The organism is Stenotrophomonas sp. NRRL B-14846, assembly GCF_050473585.1.
GTDB lineage: Bacteria > Pseudomonadota > Gammaproteobacteria > Xanthomonadales > Xanthomonadaceae > Stenotrophomonas.
This window is the reverse complement of the sequence record NZ_JBFLUN010000023.1, coordinates 29,059-47,922: the sequence shown is the minus strand read 5'-3', so window position 1 is coordinate 47,922 and position 18,864 is coordinate 29,059. Positions and strand designations below refer to the sequence as shown.

At 66.9% G+C, this 18,864-nt stretch carries 20 protein-coding genes; 8 read left to right on the top strand and 12 right to left on the bottom strand.

Features of this window, described 5'->3' with window-relative positions; all coding sequences use genetic code 11:
• Nucleotides 1-107: 107 nt before the first annotated feature.
• The 3 genes from AB1281_RS22040 to folB form a co-directional block, all read right to left on the bottom strand.
• Nucleotides 108-2,282: a glycoside hydrolase family 3 N-terminal domain-containing protein gene (locus AB1281_RS22040; protein ID WP_430347040.1), complete on the bottom strand. Its 2,175-nt coding sequence runs from the start codon at nucleotides 2,280-2,282 to the stop codon at nucleotides 108-110.
• Nucleotides 2,283-2,410: 128 nt separating this feature from the next.
• Nucleotides 2,411-3,682, bottom strand: a complete 1,272-nt coding sequence (locus tag AB1281_RS22035; protein WP_430347039.1) for a mechanosensitive ion channel family protein — start codon at nucleotides 3,680-3,682, stop codon at nucleotides 2,411-2,413.
• A 62-nt stretch (nucleotides 3,683-3,744) separates the two neighbouring features.
• Complete coding sequence (gene folB / locus AB1281_RS22030) at nucleotides 3,745-4,098, bottom strand: dihydroneopterin aldolase (protein WP_005415016.1); 354 nt, start codon at nucleotides 4,096-4,098, stop codon at nucleotides 3,745-3,747.
• 359 nt (nucleotides 4,099-4,457) lie between these two features.
• Here folB and AB1281_RS22025 point away from each other — a divergent pair, with 359 nt between their 5' ends.
• A complete protein-coding gene (locus tag AB1281_RS22025; protein WP_430347038.1) occupies nucleotides 4,458-5,123 on the top strand; it encodes a hypothetical protein in 666 nt (221 codons plus the stop codon).
• A 33-nt stretch (nucleotides 5,124-5,156) separates the two neighbouring features.
• Here the strand turns inward: AB1281_RS22025 and tsaD are convergent, their stop codons facing one another.
• Nucleotides 5,157-6,182 (bottom strand): tRNA (adenosine(37)-N6)-threonylcarbamoyltransferase complex transferase subunit TsaD, encoded by a 1,026-nt coding sequence (gene tsaD, locus AB1281_RS22020; RefSeq protein WP_075675544.1) that lies wholly within the window; start codon nucleotides 6,180-6,182, stop codon nucleotides 5,157-5,159.
• A gap of 166 nt (nucleotides 6,183-6,348) precedes the next feature.
• Between tsaD and rpsU the strand changes: the two genes are divergently transcribed.
• From rpsU to AB1281_RS21990, 6 genes are all read left to right on the top strand, one after another.
• On the top strand, nucleotides 6,349-6,564 hold the full coding sequence (gene rpsU / locus AB1281_RS22015; RefSeq protein WP_002808376.1) for a 30S ribosomal protein S21: 216 nt from the start codon (nucleotides 6,349-6,351) through the stop codon (nucleotides 6,562-6,564).
• A gap of 133 nt (nucleotides 6,565-6,697) precedes the next feature.
• Complete coding sequence (locus AB1281_RS22010; protein WP_014035737.1) at nucleotides 6,698-7,141, top strand: GatB/YqeY domain-containing protein; 444 nt, start codon at nucleotides 6,698-6,700, stop codon at nucleotides 7,139-7,141.
• 157 nt (nucleotides 7,142-7,298) lie between these two features.
• A complete protein-coding gene (locus AB1281_RS22005) occupies nucleotides 7,299-8,255 on the top strand; it encodes a YihY/virulence factor BrkB family protein (protein ID WP_430347037.1) in 957 nt (318 codons plus the stop codon).
• 60 nt (nucleotides 8,256-8,315) lie between these two features.
• Nucleotides 8,316-10,055 carry a DNA primase gene (dnaG, locus tag AB1281_RS22000; RefSeq protein ID WP_075675546.1) on the top strand — a complete coding sequence of 580 codons (1,740 nt, stop codon included), beginning with the start codon at nucleotides 8,316-8,318 and terminating at the stop codon, nucleotides 10,053-10,055.
• Nucleotides 10,056-10,082: 27 nt separating this feature from the next.
• Nucleotides 10,083-10,583, top strand: coding sequence for a fused DSP-PTPase phosphatase/NAD kinase-like protein (locus tag AB1281_RS21995; protein ID WP_430347036.1), 501 nt, complete (start codon nucleotides 10,083-10,085; stop codon nucleotides 10,581-10,583).
• 28 nt (nucleotides 10,584-10,611) lie between these two features.
• Complete coding sequence (locus AB1281_RS21990) at nucleotides 10,612-11,583, top strand: bile acid:sodium symporter family protein (protein ID WP_014035733.1); 972 nt, start codon at nucleotides 10,612-10,614, stop codon at nucleotides 11,581-11,583.
• 170 nt (nucleotides 11,584-11,753) lie between these two features.
• Here AB1281_RS21990 and cyoE read toward each other — a convergent pair whose 3' ends face one another.
• The 4 genes from cyoE to AB1281_RS21970 all read right to left on the bottom strand — a co-directional run bounded on the left by cyoE (nucleotide 11,754) and on the right by AB1281_RS21970 (nucleotide 15,207).
• On the bottom strand, nucleotides 11,754-12,647 hold the full coding sequence (gene cyoE / locus AB1281_RS21985) for a heme o synthase (RefSeq protein WP_014035731.1): 894 nt from the start codon (nucleotides 12,645-12,647) through the stop codon (nucleotides 11,754-11,756).
• 4 nt (nucleotides 12,648-12,651) lie between these two features.
• Complete coding sequence (locus AB1281_RS21980; RefSeq protein ID WP_099551635.1) at nucleotides 12,652-13,815, bottom strand: COX15/CtaA family protein; 1,164 nt, start codon at nucleotides 13,813-13,815, stop codon at nucleotides 12,652-12,654.
• A gap of 10 nt (nucleotides 13,816-13,825) precedes the next feature.
• On the bottom strand, nucleotides 13,826-14,395 hold the full coding sequence (locus AB1281_RS21975; RefSeq protein WP_430347035.1) for a hypothetical protein: 570 nt from the start codon (nucleotides 14,393-14,395) through the stop codon (nucleotides 13,826-13,828).
• 95 nt (nucleotides 14,396-14,490) lie between these two features.
• Nucleotides 14,491-15,207: an SURF1 family protein gene (locus AB1281_RS21970; RefSeq protein WP_430347034.1), complete on the bottom strand. Its 717-nt coding sequence runs from the start codon at nucleotides 15,205-15,207 to the stop codon at nucleotides 14,491-14,493.
• Nucleotides 15,208-15,264: 57 nt separating this feature from the next.
• On the opposite strand from AB1281_RS21970, the gene AB1281_RS21965 reads away from it, so the two are divergent.
• Nucleotides 15,265-15,483, top strand: coding sequence for a twin transmembrane helix small protein (locus AB1281_RS21965; protein ID WP_049444502.1), 219 nt, complete (start codon nucleotides 15,265-15,267; stop codon nucleotides 15,481-15,483).
• Nucleotides 15,484-15,503: 20 nt separating this feature from the next.
• On the opposite strand, the gene AB1281_RS21960 is transcribed toward AB1281_RS21965, so the two are convergent.
• Genes AB1281_RS21960 through ctaD form a run of 4 tightly spaced genes read right to left on the bottom strand, consistent with a single transcriptional unit; the run spans nucleotide 15,504 to nucleotide 18,832 of the window.
• Entirely contained in the window at nucleotides 15,504-16,379 is an 876-nt protein-coding gene (locus tag AB1281_RS21960) for a cytochrome c oxidase subunit 3 (protein ID WP_014035726.1), read from the bottom strand.
• Between the two features lie 13 nt (nucleotides 16,380-16,392).
• Entirely contained in the window at nucleotides 16,393-16,983 is a 591-nt protein-coding gene (locus AB1281_RS21955) for a cytochrome c oxidase assembly protein (RefSeq protein WP_430347033.1), read from the bottom strand.
• Nucleotides 16,980-17,216 carry a hypothetical protein gene (locus AB1281_RS21950; protein ID WP_075675551.1) on the bottom strand — a complete coding sequence of 79 codons (237 nt, stop codon included), beginning with the start codon at nucleotides 17,214-17,216 and terminating at the stop codon, nucleotides 16,980-16,982. The genes AB1281_RS21955 and AB1281_RS21950 overlap by 4 nt, the downstream gene beginning before the upstream one ends.
• An 8-nt stretch (nucleotides 17,217-17,224) precedes the next feature.
• Nucleotides 17,225-18,832: a cytochrome c oxidase subunit I gene (gene ctaD / locus AB1281_RS21945; protein ID WP_014035723.1), complete on the bottom strand. Its 1,608-nt coding sequence runs from the start codon at nucleotides 18,830-18,832 to the stop codon at nucleotides 17,225-17,227.
• Nucleotides 18,833-18,864 lie beyond the last annotated feature (32 nt).

The following is an 18,864-nucleotide window of genomic DNA, read 5'->3' as shown; positions in this document are numbered from 1 at the left end:
ACCGATGGTAGCGCCGCCGCAGTGAGGACAACAAAAAAAGGGGACGGAGGGGATTAAGTCGTTTTGGCACAAACGACTTAATCCCCTCCGTCCCCTTTTTGCGTTGATCAGGCCTTCAGCAGCTCGAACTGCACGGCGTCACCTGCCGCCGACGAGGCGCAGACCCACAGATCGAACTGACCCGGCTCGGCACGCAGCACGCCGTCGCGGCCGGTGAACGCCAACTGCTCGCGGGTCAGGGTGAACACCACCTCAGCCGACTCGCCCGGTTGCAGCGCCACCTTGCGGAAGTCCTTCAGTTCGCGCACCGGACGTACACGGCTGGCCACGCGGTCATGGATGTACAGCTGCACCACTTCCTCGCCGGCCACCTCACCGCTGTTGGTCAGCGTGGTGGTGATGGTCAGGGTGTCGTCCCAGCCAAGCTGGGCTGCACTCAGCTGCGGCACGCCGTAAGCGAAGGTGGTGTAGCCGATGCCATGCCCGAACGGATACAGCGGCTCGTTCGGAATCTCGCGCCAGCGTGCCTTGAACTCCGACATCGTCGGCAGTTCCGGGCGGCCGGTGCGCGGGTGGTTGTAGAAGTACGGCTGCTGGCCGGACACCTGCGGGAAGCTGACCGGCAGGCGGCCGGACGGGCTGTAGTCACCGAACAGCACATCGGCCACCGCATGGCCGGTCTGCGTGCCCAGGTACCAGGTCACCGCCACGGCCTGTGCATTGCGCACCGCGCCCTGAAGTGCCAGCGCGCGACCATTGCGCAGCAGCACCACCAGCGGCTTGCCGGTCATCGCCACGGCCTCGGCCAGCGCCTGCTGTGCCGGCGGCAGGGTGATCTCCACGCGCGACTGCGCTTCACCGCTGTAGCGCTGCGGTTCGCCCAGCGCCAGCACCACCACGTCGGCGCGCAGCGCGGCCGCCACGGCCGCTTCGGTGCCGCCCGCAATCGCGGCTTCCAGATCGCAACCCGGCACGATCTCCAGCAGCGCCTCGTCGCCGATGGCGGCGCGCACGCCGGTTTCCAGGTCCACATAGCGCTGCTTGTCGCCGAACAGCGTCCAGCAGCCTTCGATGTTCTCGCGGTCCTGCACGAACGGGCCGATCAGCGCGATCTTCTGCCCGTTCTTCTGCAGCGGCAGCACGTTGTCACGGTTGTTCAGCAGCACGATCGAACGGCGCGCGGCATCGCGCGACAGTGCGTCATGTGCGGCGATGTGCGAAGCATCTGCTTCGCGCGCCGGGTCCAGCGAACGGTACGGGTCGTCGAACAGGCCGATGGTTTCCTTCAGCCACAGGATGCGGCGCACGCCTTCATCCAGCACCGCCATCGGCACGTCGCCGCTCTCGACCAGGCCCGGCAGGTGTTCGGCATAGAAGCCGCTCTGCATGCTCAGGTCCAGGCCGGCGGTGAACGCCTTGGCAGTGGCATCACGGTCATCGGCGGCATAGCCGTGCGCGACCAGTTCCATGTCGGCGGTGTAATCGGAGATCACCACGCCCGGGAACTTCCACTCACCGCGCAGGATGTCGGTCAGCAGCTCGGCATTGGCGCTGGCCGGCACACCATTGATGTCGTTGAACGAGGACATCACGGTGATCGCGCCCGCATCGAAGGCCGCCTTGAACGGCGGCAGGTGCACGTCGCGCAGGGTCTGCGGCGAGATGTCCACCATGTTGTATTCCATGCCCGCCATCACCGCGCCGTAGGCGGCGAAGTGCTTCGGCGTGGCCAGCAGCGAATCGGCGGCGCGCAGGTCACGGCCCTGGAAGCCACGCACGCGGGCGGCGGCGAACGCACACCCCAGCACCACGTCCTCACCGGCACCTTCGGCGCCACGGCCCCAGCGCTGGTCGCGGGCGATGTCCACGGCCGGTGCATAGGTCCAGTGCAGGCCAGCGGCCGTGGCTTCGATGGCGGTAGCACGCGCGGTGCGCTCGGCCAGGTCCGGCTCGAAACTGGCGGCCTCGCCCAGCGGAATCGGGAACACGGTGCGCATGCCATGGATGACGTCGGCGGCCAGGATCACCGGAATGCCCAGGCGGCTCTCCTCGGTGGCGACCTGCTGGATGCGGCGGCCCAGCTCGGCGCCGACGCCGTTGAACAGGGAACCGACCTTGCCCTCGCGCACCTGCTGCAGCACCTGGTCGGCATTGCGCACGTTGGCTTCCGGGTTCACGTCCGGGGCGAACGGGCGGACCATGTCCGCGAAGACACCCAGCTGGCCGACCTTTTCCTCGACGGTCATCTGGGCAATGAGGGATTCGATGCGATCGGAGGCCACCAGCAGTCCTTGATGAAAACGTTTACAAGCCCGGCATTCTAGCGGTCCCGAGCCATTTGGCGAGAGGTTTCGTCATTCAGTTTCAGCCACCAGCGGGGTCCGTATGGCCCCGCCGGAGGCATCGCAGCTTACTCCGAGCCGGCCAACTGGCGCTGCCCGGCCATCAACATGGCGTCGCTGGAGGCCTGGAACACCCGCAGGCCGAACGCCGGCAGGATCGCCAGCAGGTGGTCGAAGATGTCCGATTGCACTGCCTCGTACTCGCCCCAGGCGGTGCTGCGGGTGAAGCAATAGAGCTCCAGCGGCAGGCCCTCGGTGGTCGGCTGCAGCTGCCGTACCAGCAGGGTCATGTCGGTATGGATGCCCGGGTGGCTGCGCAGGTAGCGCTCCACATACGCACGGAAGGTGCCCAGGTTGGTCACCCGGCGGCTGTTGACCTCGGCCATGCCCTGCTCGCGTAGGCGCCCGTTCCACTGCCCCAGTTCCTGCTCCTTGGCCTGCAGGTAGTCACGCAGCAGCGCGAATTCACCGAGGAAGGCCAGGTCGCCCTCGTCCAGGAAACCGACGCTGTGCTGGTCCAGGTACAGCGCGCGCTTGATCCGGCGGCCCCCGGCCTCCTGCATGCCGCGCCAGTTCTTGAACGACTCGGTCACCAGCTTCTTGGTCGGGATGGTGGTGATGGTCTTGTCGAAGTTCTGCACGGTGATGGTGTGCAGCGCGATGTCGATGACGTCGCCATCGGCGTTCTGGCTGGGCATCTCGATCCAGTCGCCGATGCGCACGCGGCCATCGCCACTGATCTGCACGCTGGCCACCAGCGACAGGATGGTGTCCTGGAAGATCAGCATCAGCACCGCCGTGGCCGCGCCCAGGCCGGTGACCAGCGGGCCCAGCTTCACCCCCAGCAGGGTGGCGACGATGGACAGGCCGGCGGCCACGAACACCACGATCTTGACCACCTGCAGGTAGCCCTTGATCGGCTTGTTGCGCGCATCGGGCTTGCGCTCGTACAGGCTGTTGGCCGCGTCCAGCGCATGCGAGAACGCCATCGACACCGTCAGTACGGCCCACACGATGCACAGCTTGATGATGACGTTGACCAGGCTGGTCGGCAGGTCGGGGATGAGGGTGATGCCCGAGGCGATCACCTGGCTGGGCACCACGTTGGACAGGCGCGAGATCACCCGCATCAGGTGGCTGCCGCGCCCGGACTCGGCGCCCGGCAGGCGCTGCAGCAGGCGCCGCAGGCCACGCACCAGGATGCGCTTGGTCACCCAGTTGGCCAGGCCCGCTGCGATCAGCAGGGCCGAGATCATCAACGCCAGGTAGGCGCCGGGATAGGGTTCCAGTGTGTTCTGCAGCTTTTCCAGCCACTGTACCGCCACCACCGCGTCCACCATCCGTTGTCTCCTTGCTTTGTCGTTGTTGTTGGGGTTGCCGGCCAGCGGCCGGCACTACCGGGTCAGTCCCGCGAGCGCTCGATGATCACGCCCACCGCGCGCGCGCCGCGCACCGCGCCTGGCTTGCTCAGCTTCAGGCGCAGCCACTTCACGTCGAATTCGTCCAGCACGATCTGTGCGCAACGCTCGGCCAGGGTCTCGACCAGGCCGAACTCCGACTCGCGCACGAACTGCTCCAGGCGCTTGCTGACCGCCTTGTAGTTCAGGGTGTGGGCGATGTCATCGGTGGCTGCGGGGCGACGGTTGTCGAAGCCCATTTCCAGGTCGAACACCAGGTCCTGGCGGATCCGTCGTTCCCAATCGTAGATACCGATCAGGGCGTCGATCGTCAGCCCCTCGATGAAAACCTTGTCCATTGCGCTTACCAGCCCGAATACAGGGGGCCATGGTAACGGCACGGCGGTGAGCCTGCCCGGAACGGGCGGCGGGCGGCCGACAGGGGTGCGGCTCCAGAAAAGACAAAGGGCCCTGCTAGCGGGGCCCTTTGGTACTACCGTTTGTCCCCGGGGGGAGCTGTTGAACAGCCGCGAGTCCCGGTGGCGCAGGCACGCAGATTAGGCAAGAACCCGATCGCCGGTCAAGGCCAATTCCGACAGGGCAGGTCAGGTAGTCGTCCGAGGCCAAACGCAGAAAATCAGCCGCGCGGACAACGACGTTCCCTGATGGTGGTCGCCGCCCACTCTCGCGAACATCGATTCCTCCTTCACCACCGCACATGGCGATGGCTCCATACGATGTACTGCGGCGCGCGTTGTCAGCGGAGCGTCTGTCTACTTACGAGAGAATCGCATCGACCTGCAGCCCCGACGTCACAGCCGAATCCCTGTACCTCTGGAACATGCGGATGTGCGGTGCTCTGATGATGCCGGTCCATCTGTGCGAAGTGGTCACCCGTAACGCCGCTGCTACCGTGCTCGCCCGGCAGCATGGCCCGCGTTGGCCTTGGAATGATGCCTTCCGACGCAGGCTGCCAACCTCGTCCTGTACTTCCGCACGTGCAGCACTGGAACAGGTTGCTGGCCGCACGACCGATACACCCGAAATCGTCGCCAAGCTGCCGATGGTGTTCTGGCAGCAGCTTTTCACCTGTCGCTTCGACGCCACGCTGTGGATACCCGCACTCAACGGAGTTCTGCGGCATGCACCCTCAGCTCATCCCAGCGTCATCAGAAAAGCCATCCACGCTGACATCGGACGCATCCGCCACCTGCGCAACCGCATTGCGCACCACGAACCCATCCTGGAACGCGACATCGGCGCTGACCTGGCCGCGATCGGGCGGCTGATCCACGCCCGCTGCCCGCATACGCTGGGCTGGCTGCAGCGCCATGAGCGAGCGACGACGGTGTTGGCGGCGTCGCCGTTGGCAGGGCGTCCGTAATGCGTTCGCCGGGCGTGGCCCGGCGCTACAGGCTCAAACCGCCGGCAGGGTCGCCATGTCCCAGCGCGGGGTCACGTCCACCTTCGGCGGGTTGTGCTGGCCGGCCTGCAGCCGCAACGCGCCGGCGAAGGCGATCATCGCGCCGTTATCGGTGCACAGTGCCGGCCGCGGGAAGCAGGCACGGCCGCCGAGACGCTCGGCCATCTGCTGCAGGCGGGCGCGCAGGCGCTTGTTGGCGCCGACACCGCCGGCCACCACGATCACGTTGGTGCCCGCCGCTTCCAGCGCGCGTTCGCACTTGATCGACAGGGTCTCGACCACCGCGTCCTCAAAGCCCCGGGCGATGTCGGCACGGGTCTGCTCGCTCTGGTCGCTGTCGCGCCAGGCCATCAGGACCTGGGTCTTCAGGCCGGAGAAGCTGAAATCCAGCCCCGGGCGGTCGGTCATCGGCCGCGCGAAGCGGTACGCGCCCGGCGTGCCCTGCTCGGCCAGCCTGGCCAGCTGCGGGCCGCCCGGGTACGGCAGGCCCATCAGCTTGGCGGTCTTGTCGAAGGCCTCGCCAGCCGCGTCGTCCAGGGTCTCGCCCAGCAGGCGGTACTGGCCGATGGCGTCCACCGCCACCAGCTGGGTGTGGCCACCCGATACCAGCAGCGCCACGAACGGCGCTTCCGGCGGATCGTCCTCCATCAGCGGGGCCAGCAGGTGGCCTTCCATATGGTGTACACCCACCGCCGGCACCTCCAGCGCCCAGGCCAGCGAGCGGGCCACGCCGGCGCCAACCAGCAGCGCGCCGACCAGGCCGGGGCCGGCCGTGTAGGCCACGCCGTCAATGTCGTCTACGCCGAGGCCGGCGTCGGCCAGGGTCTGGCGCACCAGTGGCAGCAGCTTGCGGACGTGGTCGCGGCTGGCCAGCTCGGGCACCACACCACCGTACTCGGCGTGCAGGGCGATCTGGCTGTAGACCGCATGGGCGCGCAGGGCCGCGCTGCCGGCCAGGTCGGTGTCATACACCGCCACGCCGGTCTCATCACAGGAAGATTCGATGCCAAGGACTCGCATGCCTGCTATTATGACGCCCCTGCCGCCCCCTCGGGGGACGTGCAGATCTCACTGCTTTCGAACCCCCGGCCCGTATTCAGGGTTGGCCGCTTGCAGTTTGTCGTTTCGCCGCTATAATGTGCGGCTCGCCGGGCGTGACCCGGTTCTACTGTGTCCCGGAGATTCCATGCCCAGCGTCAAAGTCCGCGAGAACGAGCCCTTCGAGTTTGCTCTTCGCCGCTTCAAGCGCACTTGCGAAAAGGCCGGTGTGCTGGCCGAAACCCGCAAGCGCGAGTTCTACGAAAAGCCGACCCAGGAGCGCAAGCGCAAGGCCGCCGCTGCTGTGAAGCGTCAGCTGCGCCGCTCGTCGCGCGACGTCACCAAGCGTCAGCGCCTGTACTGATCGGACGCATCTTCATTGCGGCGGGCTTGCCTGTCGCGATGGAGCCGAAGCCGGCACGCGCGAGCGTCGCCGGCTTTTTGCGTTTCCGGGTTCGGGCATCCGCCCCGCCCCACCTACCACCACGAGGTTCCTCATGAGCATGAAGCAGCAGCTCACCGAAGACATGAAGGCCGCCATGAAGGCGGGCGAGAAGCACAAGCTGGGCGTGATCCGCCTGATCAACGCCGCCATCAAGCAGCGCGAAGTGGACGAGCGCATCGAGCTGGATGACACCGCCGTGATCGCCGTGCTCGACAAGATGGTCAAGCAGCGCAAGGACTCGGTCAGCCAGTTCGAAGCCGCCAACCGCGAAGACCTGGCCGAGATCGAGCGCGCCGAGATCGTGGTCATCGAAGCCTACCTGCCGGCCAAGATGGGCGAAGCCGAGATCGTGGCCGCCATCCAGGCCGCCATCGCCGAGACCGGTGCCGCCGGCCCGGCCGACATGGGCAAGCTGATGGGCGCGCTGAAGCCCAAGCTCGCCGGCCAGGCCGACATGGGCCTGGTCTCCAAGCTGGTCAAGCAGCTGCTGGCGTAAGTCATTGCCGGGGTCGGATCCCTTTCGCAACGCGAAAGGGCTCTGACCCCAATGTGGAACTGGCAGGGTCGGATCCCTTTCGCTCGCGAAAGGGCTCTGACCCCATCGATGCACCCGCTTCACCGCACCTTCGACCTCCGGCTGCTACAAAGTCCTCATGGTCGAGCCATCGCACTCCCCCGCCGACACGCGTCCCCACGGCATCCCCGCACGGCTTCGCCACTACGCTGACCGCCTGCAGGACAGCTTCCCGATGGCCGTCGCCAAGCGCTTCGTCGAAATCGACGTGCTGACCCAGGCCGCCTCGGTCTCCTTCTACGCCCTGCTGTCGATGGCACCGCTGCTGGTGCTGCTGCTGTGGCTGACCGCCTCGCTGTATCCGCCCGCACAACAGGCACTGATCGGCCAGATCGGCTCGGTCGCCGGCAGCAGCGTGGCCAGCGTCGCCGACACCGTGCTGCACAATGCCAACAGCCAGCCCAGCGTCGGTTCGCTGGCCGGGCTGTGGAGCACCCTGCTGCTGTTCGTCGGCGCCACTGCGGTATTCGCCCAGCTGCAGAACGCGCTGAACCGGATCTTCCACACCAGCGGCCAGCGCCTGGAAGGCGTCAAGGCCTGGCTGCGCAAGCGTGTGTTCTCGTTCGGCGTGGTGCTGGCGCTGGGCTTCCTGCTGATCCTGTCGATGACCGCCACCACCGCCCTGCAGGTGGTGTTCGCGCAGCTGCCCTCGGTACTGCCGGCGATCGGCTACCTGACCTCGCTGCTGCTGTACACGCTGGCCTTCGCCTTCCTCTACCACTACCTGCCGGACCGCCGCGTGGCCTGGCGCCAGGCCTTCATCGGCGGCGCCATCACCTCGGTGCTGTTCACCCTCGGCCGCTACGGGATTGGCGTCTACATCGCCACCGTGGCCCCGGGCAGTGCCTACGGCTCGATGGGCGCGCTGGTGATCTCGCTGGTCTGGATCTACTACGCCACCGCCGTGTTCTTCGTCGGTGCGTTGATGACCGCGGTGATCGACGAACGCCAGCATGCACGGGCGCAGCTGGCCAGGGCCGGCGTCGACGCCGACGCCGACGCCGAACAGGCCAGCCCCGGCACCGCCAGCGAGTAAACTAGGGGAATCCGCCGCCCCTGCTGCGCGCCCTGGCGGCCGCGCCCTGCCCTGTTGCCCATGGCCCGTATCCCCGACGCTTTCATCGACGACCTGCTGGCCCGCACCGACATCGTCGAGGTGGTGGGCAGCCGCGTGCCGTTGAAGCGCCAGGGCAAGGAGTACGCCGCCCGCTGCCCGTTCCATGACGAGCGCTCGGCGTCGTTCACGGTCTCGCCCACCAAGCAGTTCTATCACTGCTTCGGCTGTGGCGCGCACGGCACCGCGATCAGCTTCCTGATGAACTACGACCGCCTCGAGTTCCTCGACGCGGTGGATGAACTGGCCAAGCGCGCCGGCATGGAAGTACCGCGCAACGAGAACCCGCGCAGCCCACAGCAGCAGGACGACAGCCGCGAGCTGTACTCGGCGCTTGAGGCGGCCACCAAGTTCTTCCAGAACAACCTGCAGGGCAGCGACAAGGCCCGCAGCTACCTGGATGGCCGTGGTGTGGATGAAGAGAACCGCGCGCGCTTCCAGATCGGCTACGCACCGGATGGCTACAGCGGCCTGCGCGATGCGCTGGGCAAGGACGAGCGGCGCATGAAGCTGCTCGACCGCGCCGGCCTGTTCTCCAAGAACGATCGCGGCCACGTCTACGACAAGTTCCGCGACCGGGTGATGTTCCCGATCTTCGACCGCCGTGGCCGGGTGATCGCCTTCGGCGGCCGCGTGTTCGAGAAGGACGACGGCCCCAAGTACCTCAACTCGCCCGAGACCGCGCTGTTCCACAAGGGCCGCGAACTGTACGGCCTGTGGCAGGTGCGCCAGGCCAACCAGAAGATCGAGCGGCTGATCGTGGTCGAGGGCTACATGGACGTGGTCTCGCTGTTCCAGTTCGGGGTCACCCAGGCGGTGGCAACGCTGGGTACCGCGACCACGCCGGACCATGCCGAGCTGCTGTTCCGCAACGCACCGGACGTGTTCTTCTGCTTCGACGGCGACGCCGCCGGCCGCCGCGCCGGCTGGAAGGCGCTGGAGTCGGTGCTGCCGCGCATGAAGGACGGCCGCCAGGCCTTCTTCCTGTTCCTGCCCGATGGCGAAGACCCGGACACCATCGTGCGCAAGGAAGGCGCCGAGGCGTTCAACGAGCGCCTGAAGCAGGCCACGCCGCTGTCGCAGTTCTTCTTCGACGAACTGACCCGCGAGATCAACCTGGGCACGCTCGATGGCAAGGCACGCCTGGCCGAGAGGGCCAAGCCGATGCTGGCGCAGATTCCCGACGGTGCCTTCGGCGACCTGATGAAGCAGCAGCTGGCGCAGCTGACCGGGCTCGGCGGCAACGCCCCGTCTGCACGCGCGCCGATGCCGCAACGGCAACCGCAGCGGACGATCCAGCCCGTGGCCAAGCGCAGCCTGGTGCGCGGCGCGATCGCCGTGCTGCTGCAGCAGCCGTCGCTGGCGCTGACGCTGGGCGGCAAGCACCACTTCCAAGGCCTGCGCCTGCCCGGCGTGGAACTGCTGCTGGAGCTGCTGGGCCTGGTCGAACAGCGCCCGGACATCAGCACCGGCGCCCTGCTGGAGCACTTCGACGGGCGCGAGGAACAGGCGTCGCTGCACACCCTGGCCGCGCAGACGCTGCCCGGCGACGACGCGATGTGGACCCAGGAACTGCACGATGCCGTGGCCCAGCTGGAGAAACAGCTGCTGGTGCAACGTCTGGAGGAGTTGTTGGCAAAGCAGCGCCAGCAGGGCCTGGACGATACTGACAAGTACGAACTGCGCGAGCTGCTGAAGGCGCGCGCCGGACTGCGCCTGTAGCGGCAGAACGTTTTCACGGAGAGGACCATGCTGCTGCGCCTGACCTGCCTGCTGTTGTTGTCGCTCTGCCTGCCGCTGACGGCCCTGGCCGAAGACGCGCCCCTCAACGAAGTCCGCCCCGGCCTGTATGCCGGCGGCCAGCCCAGCGCCGCACAGCTGCAGGCCTTGGCCGCACAGGGCGTGCGCACCGTGATCGACCTGCGCCAGCCCGGCGAGGACCGGGGTTTCGATGAAACCCGCGCCGCCGAATCACTGGGCCTGCGCTACGTGCGCATTCCGGTGGCCGGTGCCGAGGGGCTCGATGCCGCCAACGTGCGCGCCGTGCACCAGGCCCTGCAGCAGAGCCAGGGGCCGGTGCTGCTGCACTGTGCGTCCGGCAACCGCGCCGGTGCCGTGCTCGGCCTGGTCAATGCACGCTACGAACATGCCAGCCCCGAACAGGCCCTGCAGCTGGGCCAGCGTGCTGGCCTGAGGTCGCTGGAAGCCGCCACCCGCCAGCGCCTGGCCACGCCGGTCACCTCGCCCTGAACCCTCCGCACCAAGGACTCTGCCCACCATGACCCGCTGGTGGTCGCGCCTGCGACCGGACAACTTCACCCTCGCCCTGCTGTGCACCGTCGGCCTGGCCTCGCTGCTGCCGATGAAGGGCGCCGCCGCCATCGTGCTCGACGATGTCACCACCGTCGCCATCGCCGCGCTGTTCTTCCTGCATGGTGCGCGCCTGCCGCGCGAATCGATCATCGGCGGCATGCTGCACTGGCGGCTGCACCTGACCATCCTGGCCTGCACCTTCATCCTGTTCCCGCTGCTGGGGCTGATGTTCAAGCCACTGTCGGGCTGGCTGCTGACGCCGGAGCTGTACCTGGGCGTGCTGTTCCTGTGCACGCTGCCCTCCACCGTGCAGTCGTCCATCGCATTCACCTCGATGGCACGCGGCAATGTACCCGCAGCGGTGTGCAGCGCCTCGCTGTCGAGCATCCTCGGCGTGTTCCTGACCCCGCTGCTGCTGACCGCGTTGGCCGGCACCTCTGGCGGCATCCATGACCCGTTGCATGCGATCGGCGGCATCATGCTGCAGCTGCTGGTGCCGTTCGTGGCCGGCCACCTGCTACGGCCGTGGATCGCCGGCTGGGTGGAAAAACAGCGCGCGCTGCTGCGCTACACCGACCAGGCGACCATCCTGCTGGTGGTGTATTCGGCCTTCGGCGAGGCGGTCACCGAGGGCCTGTGGAGCAAGACGCCGCTGCTGTCGCTGCTGGCCGTGGCGGTGGTCGCCGCCGTGCTGCTCGGCATCGCCATGCCGCTTATCACCTTCATCGCCCGTCGCCTGCGCTTCAACCGCGAGGACGAGATCGCCATCGTGTTCTGCGGCTCGAAGAAGAGCCTGGCCACCGGCGTGCCGATCGCCAAGGTGCTGTTCGCCGGCGGCAGCCTGGGAGCCATCGTGCTGCCGGTGATGATCTACCACCAGATCCAGCTGATCGTCTGCGGCGTGATCGCGCAGCGGTATGCGCGGCGCGCGCCCTGACAGGGCGCACGGGTCGTTCCGGGTAAACCATCCACGCATGGCGTGGATCTACTCCAAACCACGGATGGCGTGAACCTACAGTAGATCCACGCCATGCGTGGATGCGCCCACCATCAGACCGGGTCAGAGCCCCGACGGGGATCCGCCCCCGAGTCGAGCATGGCTCGACTCTACAACCAGGGCAGGATCCAGTGGTCCACCAGCAGGAAGGCGAACAGCGCCATCAGGTAGACGATGGAGTAATAGAACATCTTCATCGAGAACAGCTCGTCCGGCGGGTCCAGCATGCGCCAGGCGTACCAGAGGAACACGGCGTTGAGCACGATCGCGCCGCCCAGGTAGAACGCACCGCTCATGCCCACCAGGTACGGCAGCAGGCACACCAGCGCCAGCACCACCGAATACACCATGATCTGCTTGCGGGTGTGCACCACGCCATGGGTCACCGGCAACATCGGGATCTCCGCCTTGGCGTAATCCTCGCGGCGGAAGATCGCCAGCGCCCAGAAGTGCGGCGGTGTCCAGATGAAGATGATCAGCACCAGCAGCGACGAATACGCCCAGTCCGACGAACCCTGCATGCCGGTCACCGCAGCCCAGCCCAGCATCGGCGGCATCGCGCCGGCCAGGCCACCGATGACGATGTTCTGCGAGGTCGCACGCTTGAGGTACACGGTGTAGATCACCGCGTAGCCGATCAGCGAGGCAAAGGTCAGCACCGCGGTGATCAGGTTCACCCACAGCACCAGGATGGTCATCGACAGCACGATCAGCACGCCGGCGAACACCAGCACCTGCCACGGCTTGACCTTGCCCACCACCAGCGGGCGCCACGAGGTGCGGGCCATCTGCGCATCGATGTGCGCATCGAGCAGTTGGTTGATCGCGGCGGCGGCCGAGGCCGCCAGCCAGATACCGAGGAAGCCGAGCACGCCGGCGCGCACCTGCTCCCAGCTGGGCACGCCGGGGATGGCCAGGACCATGCCGACCAGAGCGGTGAAGACAATGAGGGCAACGACCTTGGGCTTGGTCAGGTCCCAGTACTGGCGGTAATTGGAAAACATGGAATCAGTCCGGGGCACGCAGGCGGGCCAGCAGGCTGACCAGCACGAACAACAGGGCAACGGCCACGCCGTTGTGGGCCACCGCCACTTCCAGCGGCAGCGCCAGCTTCACATTGAGGATGCCGAGGGTGACCTGCAGCACCAGCAGCGCGATCAACGCGCTGGCCCAGCCACGCATGCTCGGCAGCCGGAACAGGCGCACGCCCAGCCACAGCAGGTAGACGGCCACCACCACCGCGAACATGCGGTGTGCCATCTGGATGGCGATGCGCGAGGCGCCATCCAGCACGCCGCCTTCGTAATCCACGCCGATACCACGCCACAGGGTGAAGCCTTCGACGAAGTTGTGCTGCGGCCACCACTGGTTGGCGCAGCGCGGGAAGTTGTCCAGCGAGGCGCTGCCGCCGCCGCAGGCGAGTGCGGCGTAGTTGGCGCTGACCCAGCCCCCCAGTGCGATCTGGGTGACCAGCACCGCCACGCCGATGCGCAGCAGCCACTTCAGCTTCGGCGCTTCAGCCAGGGTGATCGGCATGTGCGTCGCGCGCCAGGCCATCCATACCAGCAGGCCGAACATCAGCATGCCACCCAGCAGATGGCCCATCACCACGATGGGTTTGAGCAGCAGGGTCACCGTCCACATGCCCAGCAGGGCCTGGAAGATCACCACGGCCAGTGTCAGCAGCGCCGCACGCGCCAGGTCGATGTTGCTCCAGCGCAGCGCGGCGATCAGCAGGATCGCCTCGCCGATCAGCGCCAGCACGCTGGCCGTGCCATGCCAGCCCATCATGTACAGCGGTATGCCGGCGGCCACCAGTACGCAGGCGGTCACCACCGCCGTGCTTCCGAACCGCCGCTTGCGCGTGGCCAGCAGCGCCAGGGTCAGGATCTCGATGCCCAGCGCGCCGGCCAGGAAGCGGTGCACCTGTTCACGCCAGGCCTTGTGGGTCTCCAGCGGACGGATCTCCGCCGCCGGGTGGCCAATGGTTTCTTCCACGTGCTGTGGCCAGGTGGCCTGGCCATAGCAGGTCGGCCAGTCCGGGCAGCTCAGGCCGGCATCGGACAGGCGCACGAACGCGCCGAACATGATCGTGCTCGCGGTCATGATCATGGCGAACCACGCCAGGCGGTGGAAATTGCGGTGCAGCGCCGGACGCGCGGAAAGGCTCATCAAACGGGACTCACTTCAGTTTCAGCAACGTGGCCATGTCCTTGCGCAGGCCACCGAGGTCGGAACCCGGGGCATGGCGCATGATCACGAAGCCGTTCGGATCGATCACGTAGACCGGCAGTCCCGCCGGATCATCGACGCCCGGCAACGCCGCGCGCAGGGCTGGCGACGGAGCCAGCGGCCGCAGCGCGGGCAGCGAGGCGATCGACGCCGGTGGCGTACCCAGCCACAGGATCTCGACATTATCGGCGTTATGGCCGAACAGCTGCCACACCTTGCCCAGTCCCTGCGACAAAGTGACGCACTGCGCGTCGCAGGCGCCAGGCGGGGCCACCAGCAGGCGCCAGGTGCGGGCCTCGGGGTTCCAGGGATACGGCTGACCGCTGGCCAGGGTCGGCGCCTGCTGCCGCAGGTCCACCGGCGGCTTCAGCAGCTGGCCAGCATTGCGGTGCCCGGTCGGCTGCCAACCGGCGAAGCGCAGCACGGCGGCCAGCGCCATCGCCCCGAAGAACACGGCAAACAGCAGCACCAGGGTCCGGCGGCCGGAACCGCGCGCCTGCGGGGACGTAGCAGTGTTCATGCGGAGCATTTTCTCATGGTTGGGAAAGGGATGCCGGTAGTGCCGGCCGCTGGCCGGCATCGAGGAAACCGGGGGTTGCCGGCCAGCGGCCGGCACTACCGGGCGATGGGGCGTCTCCTGCGCCGCTCCTGCACCACGGCCACCACCAGCACGGTCAGGGCCAGCCCGAACCACTGCACGGCGTAGCCCAGGTGACGCTGCGGCGGCAGCGTGTTCGGCAGCAGGTCCAGGTCGCGCTCATCGCCGAATGGCAGCGCCGGGTCCAGGCGCAGGACGCGGTCGGGTAGCGCCTGCAACCCCAGCGCGCGTGCCAGGCCGTCGGCCGGCAACCGGCTGGCCAGCCAGCGCCCGGCCTCACCGGTGGCGGAGAACGCGGGGCCCAGTACCAGTCCCGCCGACGGCGGCGGTGCCAGCAACCCACGCACCGCCACCGGCGAAGGCGGCGCCGGTATGTCCGGCAGCGTGCGATCTGGCGGCAGCGCACGCCAACCGAGGTCGACCAACAGCACGCTGCCGTCGTCACTGCGGAAGGGGCGATAGATCTTCACCCCGGCGCGGCCATGCCGGGTCTGGTTGTCCAGCAGCACCACGCCGGGCAGGAAGCGGCCGTGGTCGACCACGCCGTGCAACGCGCCGGGCGCCGCCAGGGCCTGCGACAGCGGCAACGCCTGTGCCACGGCTGGACCCTGCGCATCCAACATTGCCTGTTTGGCATGCATGCGCTGCAGCTGCCACAGTCCCAACGCGCTGAAGCCCGCCATCGCCAGCACGGCCAGCAGCCATCCGATCACGCGCGTGTGCTGGCGCATCATGACAAGTCCGCGCAAACGCGGTCAGATAGGCACATCCACCCTGCCCTCGAGCCGCGCATGAGTGATTCGCTGAAGACCCTGCTGGTAATCGCGTTTCTGATCGTCATCGTCTGGAACCTGGGCGCCGGCCTGTACTACCTGGTGGTCGACCGCGGCCAGACCAAGCGCACGGTCAACGCACTGACACGTCGCATCTCGGTGTCGGTGGCGTTGATCCTGCTGGTGATCGTGAGCATCTACATGGGCTGGATCAAACCGCACGGCATCGGCGGCTGAAGCCACCGCTGCCTGCGCGGTCAAAGCACGTAGACGAACAGGAACAGCATCAGCCACACCACGTCGACGAAGTGCCAGTACCACGCGGCCGCTTCGAAGGCGAAATGGTTGTCGCGGGTGAAGTGCCCCTTGGCCGAGCGCAGCCACATCACGATCAGCATGATCGTGCCCAGCAGCACGTGCGCGCCGTGGAAGCCGGTCAGCATGAAGAACGTCGACCCGTAGATGCCGGAGCCGAGCGTCAGGTTCAGTTCCTTGTAGGCGTGGATGTACTCCTCCGCCTGCAGGGTCAGGAAGCCGAGGCCAAGCACCACGGTCAGGCCCAGCCAGATCAGCAGCTGGCGGCGGTTGCCAGCCTTCAGTGCGTGGTGGGCGATGGTCAGGGTCACGCCGGAGGTCAGCAGGATCAGCGTATTGATCAGCGGCAGGCCCCAGGCCGGGATGGTCTGGAACGCGCCACCGATGGCCGCCGGGCCATTGGTCGGCCATCCTGCGGAATAGCCCTGCCAGAGCAGCTCGTTGGTCATCACCCCGCGGCCTTCGCCACTGAGCCACGACAGGCCCAGGTTGCGGGTGTAGAACAGCGCGCCGAAGAACGCGCCGAAGAACATCACCTCGGAGAAGATGAACCAGATCATCCCCATCCGGAATGATCCGTCGACCTGGTGGTTGTAGTTGCCGGCCTGCGATTCGCGCACCACGTCGCTGAACCACCAGAACAGGGTCAGCACCAGCATCGCGATGCCGATGTAGAACGTCCAGCGTCCCCAGCTGGCATCGTTGAGCCAGCTGGCCACGCCCACCATGGTCACCATCATCGCGATGGAACCCACGAACGGCCATTTGCTCTGGGCCGGGACGAAGTACACGTTGGCGTCGGTCGGTGTCTGGGCCATGTCGGTATCCGGGTCAGGGTGCGGCGTGCGCGCCTTCCGAGGTGGCGGCCGGGGCCAGCCGATCGGACAGCGCGTCGTTGCGGTAGAAGGTGTAGGACAAGGTGATCGTCTTGATCTCCGGCGGCAGGTCCGGATCGACGATGAAGCGCACCGGCATGTCGCGCTTCTCGCCGGCCTGCAGCGTCTGCGCGGTGAAACAGAAACACTCGGTCTTGCTGAAGAAGCCCGACGCACGCGCCGGCGCCACCGAAGGTACCGCGCTGCCGACCACGGCAGCCGCGCTGTCGTTGCGGGCGAAGTACAGCGCCTCGTTGAGTTCGCCCGGCACCACGTCCATGGTCAGCTGCTCAGGATGGAACGACCACGGCAGGCGCGAATTGACGCCGCCATCGAACTCCACGCGCACGGTGCGCTTGCCGGCCGCGGCACCTGCACTGGCTTCGCCACCGGGGCCGCGCTCCAGGCGCACGCCGAACACCTTCTCGCAGGCGATGCGGTACAGCGGCACCAGCGAGAACGTCAGCAGGAACACCGCTACCGCCACACCGATCAGGCGCGGCAGCCCGGCGCTGCGGGACGGTGTGCTGGCCGGTGCCTCGCTCATCGGCCGATCACCCCGCTGAGGATGAAGCCGACGTAGACCAGCACGGCGACGGCGCCGACCCACATTGCCGTGCGCTTCGCACGCTGGCGCTGCTGTTCGATGCTTCCGCCCTGGTAGAGCCGACCGCTGGCCGGCTGCTCTTCGTTGTTGTAGAGCCGAGCCATGCTCGGCTGCTTTTCGTCAGTCGAGCCTGGCTCGACGCTACCGATCGGAAGCGGGCTCTCGTTATGCATGCCCCACCTCAATGCGTGATGTCGTCATGCGCGAGATCCCCCGGGCGGATGGTCGGCGGCGTGGTGAAGGTATGCGCCGGTGCCGGCGACGGCAGCGTCCACTCCAGGCCACGCGCGCCTTCCCAGGAACGGGCCTCGGCCTTCTCGCCGTTGCGCAGCGAGGACAGCAGGATCGCCGCCATCATGAACGGGGTGACGAACATGCCGAACGCACCGATCGAGCTGATCAGGTTCCAGTCGGCGAAGGCCACGCTGTAATCGGGAATACGGCGCGGCATGCCGGCCAGGCCGAGGAAGTGCTGCGGGAAGAACAGCAGGTTGACGAACACGATCGACCACCAGAAGTGCACCTTGGCCCACTTCTCGCTGTACATCCGCCCGGTCCACTTCGGCCACCAGTAGTACACCGCGGCGATCAACGCGAACACCGCGCCGGTCACCAGCACGTAGTGGAAGTGCGCGACCACGAAGTAGGTGTCGTGGTACTGGAAGTCGGCCGCCACGATGGCCAGCATGAGGCCGGAGAAACCACCGATGGTGAACAGGATGACGAAGGCCACCGACCAGAGCATCGGTGCCTCGAACGTCAGCGAGCCACGCCACATGGTGCTGACCCAGTTGAACACCTTCACGCCGGTCGGGATCGAGATCAGCATGGTGGCGAACATGAAGTAGATCTCGCCGCCCAGCGGCATGCCCACGGTGAACATGTGGTGGGCCCAGACGATGAACGACAGGAACGCGATCGCGGCGGTGGCGTACACCATCGCCTGGTAGCCGAACAGCGGCTTGCGGCTGAAGGTCGGGATGATCTCGCTGACCACGCCGAAGGCGGGCAGGATCATGATATAGACCTCGGGGTGCCCGAAGAACCAGAAGATGTGCTGGAACATCACCGGGTCACCGCCACCGGCGGCGTTGAAGAAGCTGGTGCCGAAGAACTTGTCGGTCAGCAGCATGGTCACTGCACCGGCCAGCACCGGCATCACCGCGATCAGCAGGAACGCGGTGATCAGCCAGGCCCAGCAGAAGATCGGCATCTTCAGCAGGTCGATGCCCGGCGCACGCATGTTGAGCACGGTGGCGATGATGTTGATCGCGCCCATGATCGAGCTGATGCCGGCCACGTGGATGGCGAACACGGTGAACGCAACGTTGTACCCGCCCTGCAGCGACAGCGGCGGGTACAGCGTCCAGCCGCCGGCAGGCGCACCGCCGGGCAGCAGGAAGGTCAGCAGCAGCAGGCTGAAGGCCACCGGCAGCAACCAGAACGACCAGTTGTTCATGCGCGGCAGCGCCATGTCCGGCGCGCCGATCTGCAGCGGGATCATCCAGTTGGCCAGGCCGACGAAGGCCGGCATCACGCCACCGAAGATCATCACCAGTGCATGCACGGTGGTCAGCTGGTTGAACACCTCCGGCCGGATGAACTGGATGCCGGGCTGTGCAAGCTCAAGCCGGATCAGCACGCTCATGAAGGCGCCGATGACGAACATGATGAAGCTGAAACCCAGGTACAGCGTGCCGATGTCCTTGTGGTTGGTCGAGAAGAACCAACGCTCGAAGAAACTCTGCTGGTGATGGTGATCGTCGTGCCCAACTGCCGAGTGCGCCATTGCAAAACACCTCTCAGAATCGGTTGTCACCA

What these genes read in the sequence shown, in the direction of transcription:
- AB1281_RS22025 (WP_430347038.1), top strand. Translation starts at nt 4,458, where the DNA reads ATGGCGATGGCTCCATACGATGTACTGCGGCGCGCGTTGTCAGCGGAG.
- AB1281_RS21990 (WP_014035733.1), top strand. Translation starts at nt 10,612, where the DNA reads ATGACCCGCTGGTGGTCGCGCCTGCGACCGGACAACTTCACCCTCGCC.
- ctaD (WP_014035723.1), bottom strand. Translation starts at nt 18,832, where the DNA reads ATGGCGCACTCGGCAGTTGGGCACGACGATCACCATCACCAGCAGAGT.
- cyoE (WP_014035731.1), bottom strand. Translation starts at nt 12,647, where the DNA reads ATGTTTTCCAATTACCGCCAGTACTGGGACCTGACCAAGCCCAAGGTC.
- AB1281_RS22005 (WP_430347037.1), top strand. Translation starts at nt 7,299, where the DNA reads ATGGTCGAGCCATCGCACTCCCCCGCCGACACGCGTCCCCACGGCATC.
- folB (WP_005415016.1), bottom strand. Translation starts at nt 4,098, where the DNA reads ATGGACAAGGTTTTCATCGAGGGGCTGACGATCGACGCCCTGATCGGT.
- AB1281_RS21980 (WP_099551635.1), bottom strand. Translation starts at nt 13,815, where the DNA reads ATGAGCCTTTCCGCGCGTCCGGCGCTGCACCGCAATTTCCACCGCCTG.
- AB1281_RS22035 (WP_430347039.1), bottom strand. Translation starts at nt 3,682, where the DNA reads ATGGTGGACGCGGTGGTGGCGGTACAGTGGCTGGAAAAGCTGCAGAAC.
- tsaD (WP_075675544.1), bottom strand. Translation starts at nt 6,182, where the DNA reads ATGCGAGTCCTTGGCATCGAATCTTCCTGTGATGAGACCGGCGTGGCG.
- AB1281_RS21970 (WP_430347034.1), bottom strand. Translation starts at nt 15,207, where the DNA reads ATGATGCGCCAGCACACGCGCGTGATCGGATGGCTGCTGGCCGTGCTG.
- AB1281_RS21995 (WP_430347036.1), top strand. Translation starts at nt 10,083, where the DNA reads ATGCTGCTGCGCCTGACCTGCCTGCTGTTGTTGTCGCTCTGCCTGCCG.
- rpsU (WP_002808376.1), top strand. Translation starts at nt 6,349, where the DNA reads ATGCCCAGCGTCAAAGTCCGCGAGAACGAGCCCTTCGAGTTTGCTCTT.
- AB1281_RS21965 (WP_049444502.1), top strand. Translation starts at nt 15,265, where the DNA reads ATGAGTGATTCGCTGAAGACCCTGCTGGTAATCGCGTTTCTGATCGTC.
- AB1281_RS21960 (WP_014035726.1), bottom strand. Translation starts at nt 16,379, where the DNA reads ATGGCCCAGACACCGACCGACGCCAACGTGTACTTCGTCCCGGCCCAG.
- AB1281_RS22010 (WP_014035737.1), top strand. Translation starts at nt 6,698, where the DNA reads ATGAGCATGAAGCAGCAGCTCACCGAAGACATGAAGGCCGCCATGAAG.
- dnaG (WP_075675546.1), top strand. Translation starts at nt 8,316, where the DNA reads ATGGCCCGTATCCCCGACGCTTTCATCGACGACCTGCTGGCCCGCACC.
- AB1281_RS21975 (WP_430347035.1), bottom strand. Translation starts at nt 14,395, where the DNA reads ATGAACACTGCTACGTCCCCGCAGGCGCGCGGTTCCGGCCGCCGGACC.
- AB1281_RS21950 (WP_075675551.1), bottom strand. Translation starts at nt 17,216, where the DNA reads ATGCATAACGAGAGCCCGCTTCCGATCGGTAGCGTCGAGCCAGGCTCG.
- AB1281_RS21955 (WP_430347033.1), bottom strand. Translation starts at nt 16,983, where the DNA reads ATGAGCGAGGCACCGGCCAGCACACCGTCCCGCAGCGCCGGGCTGCCG.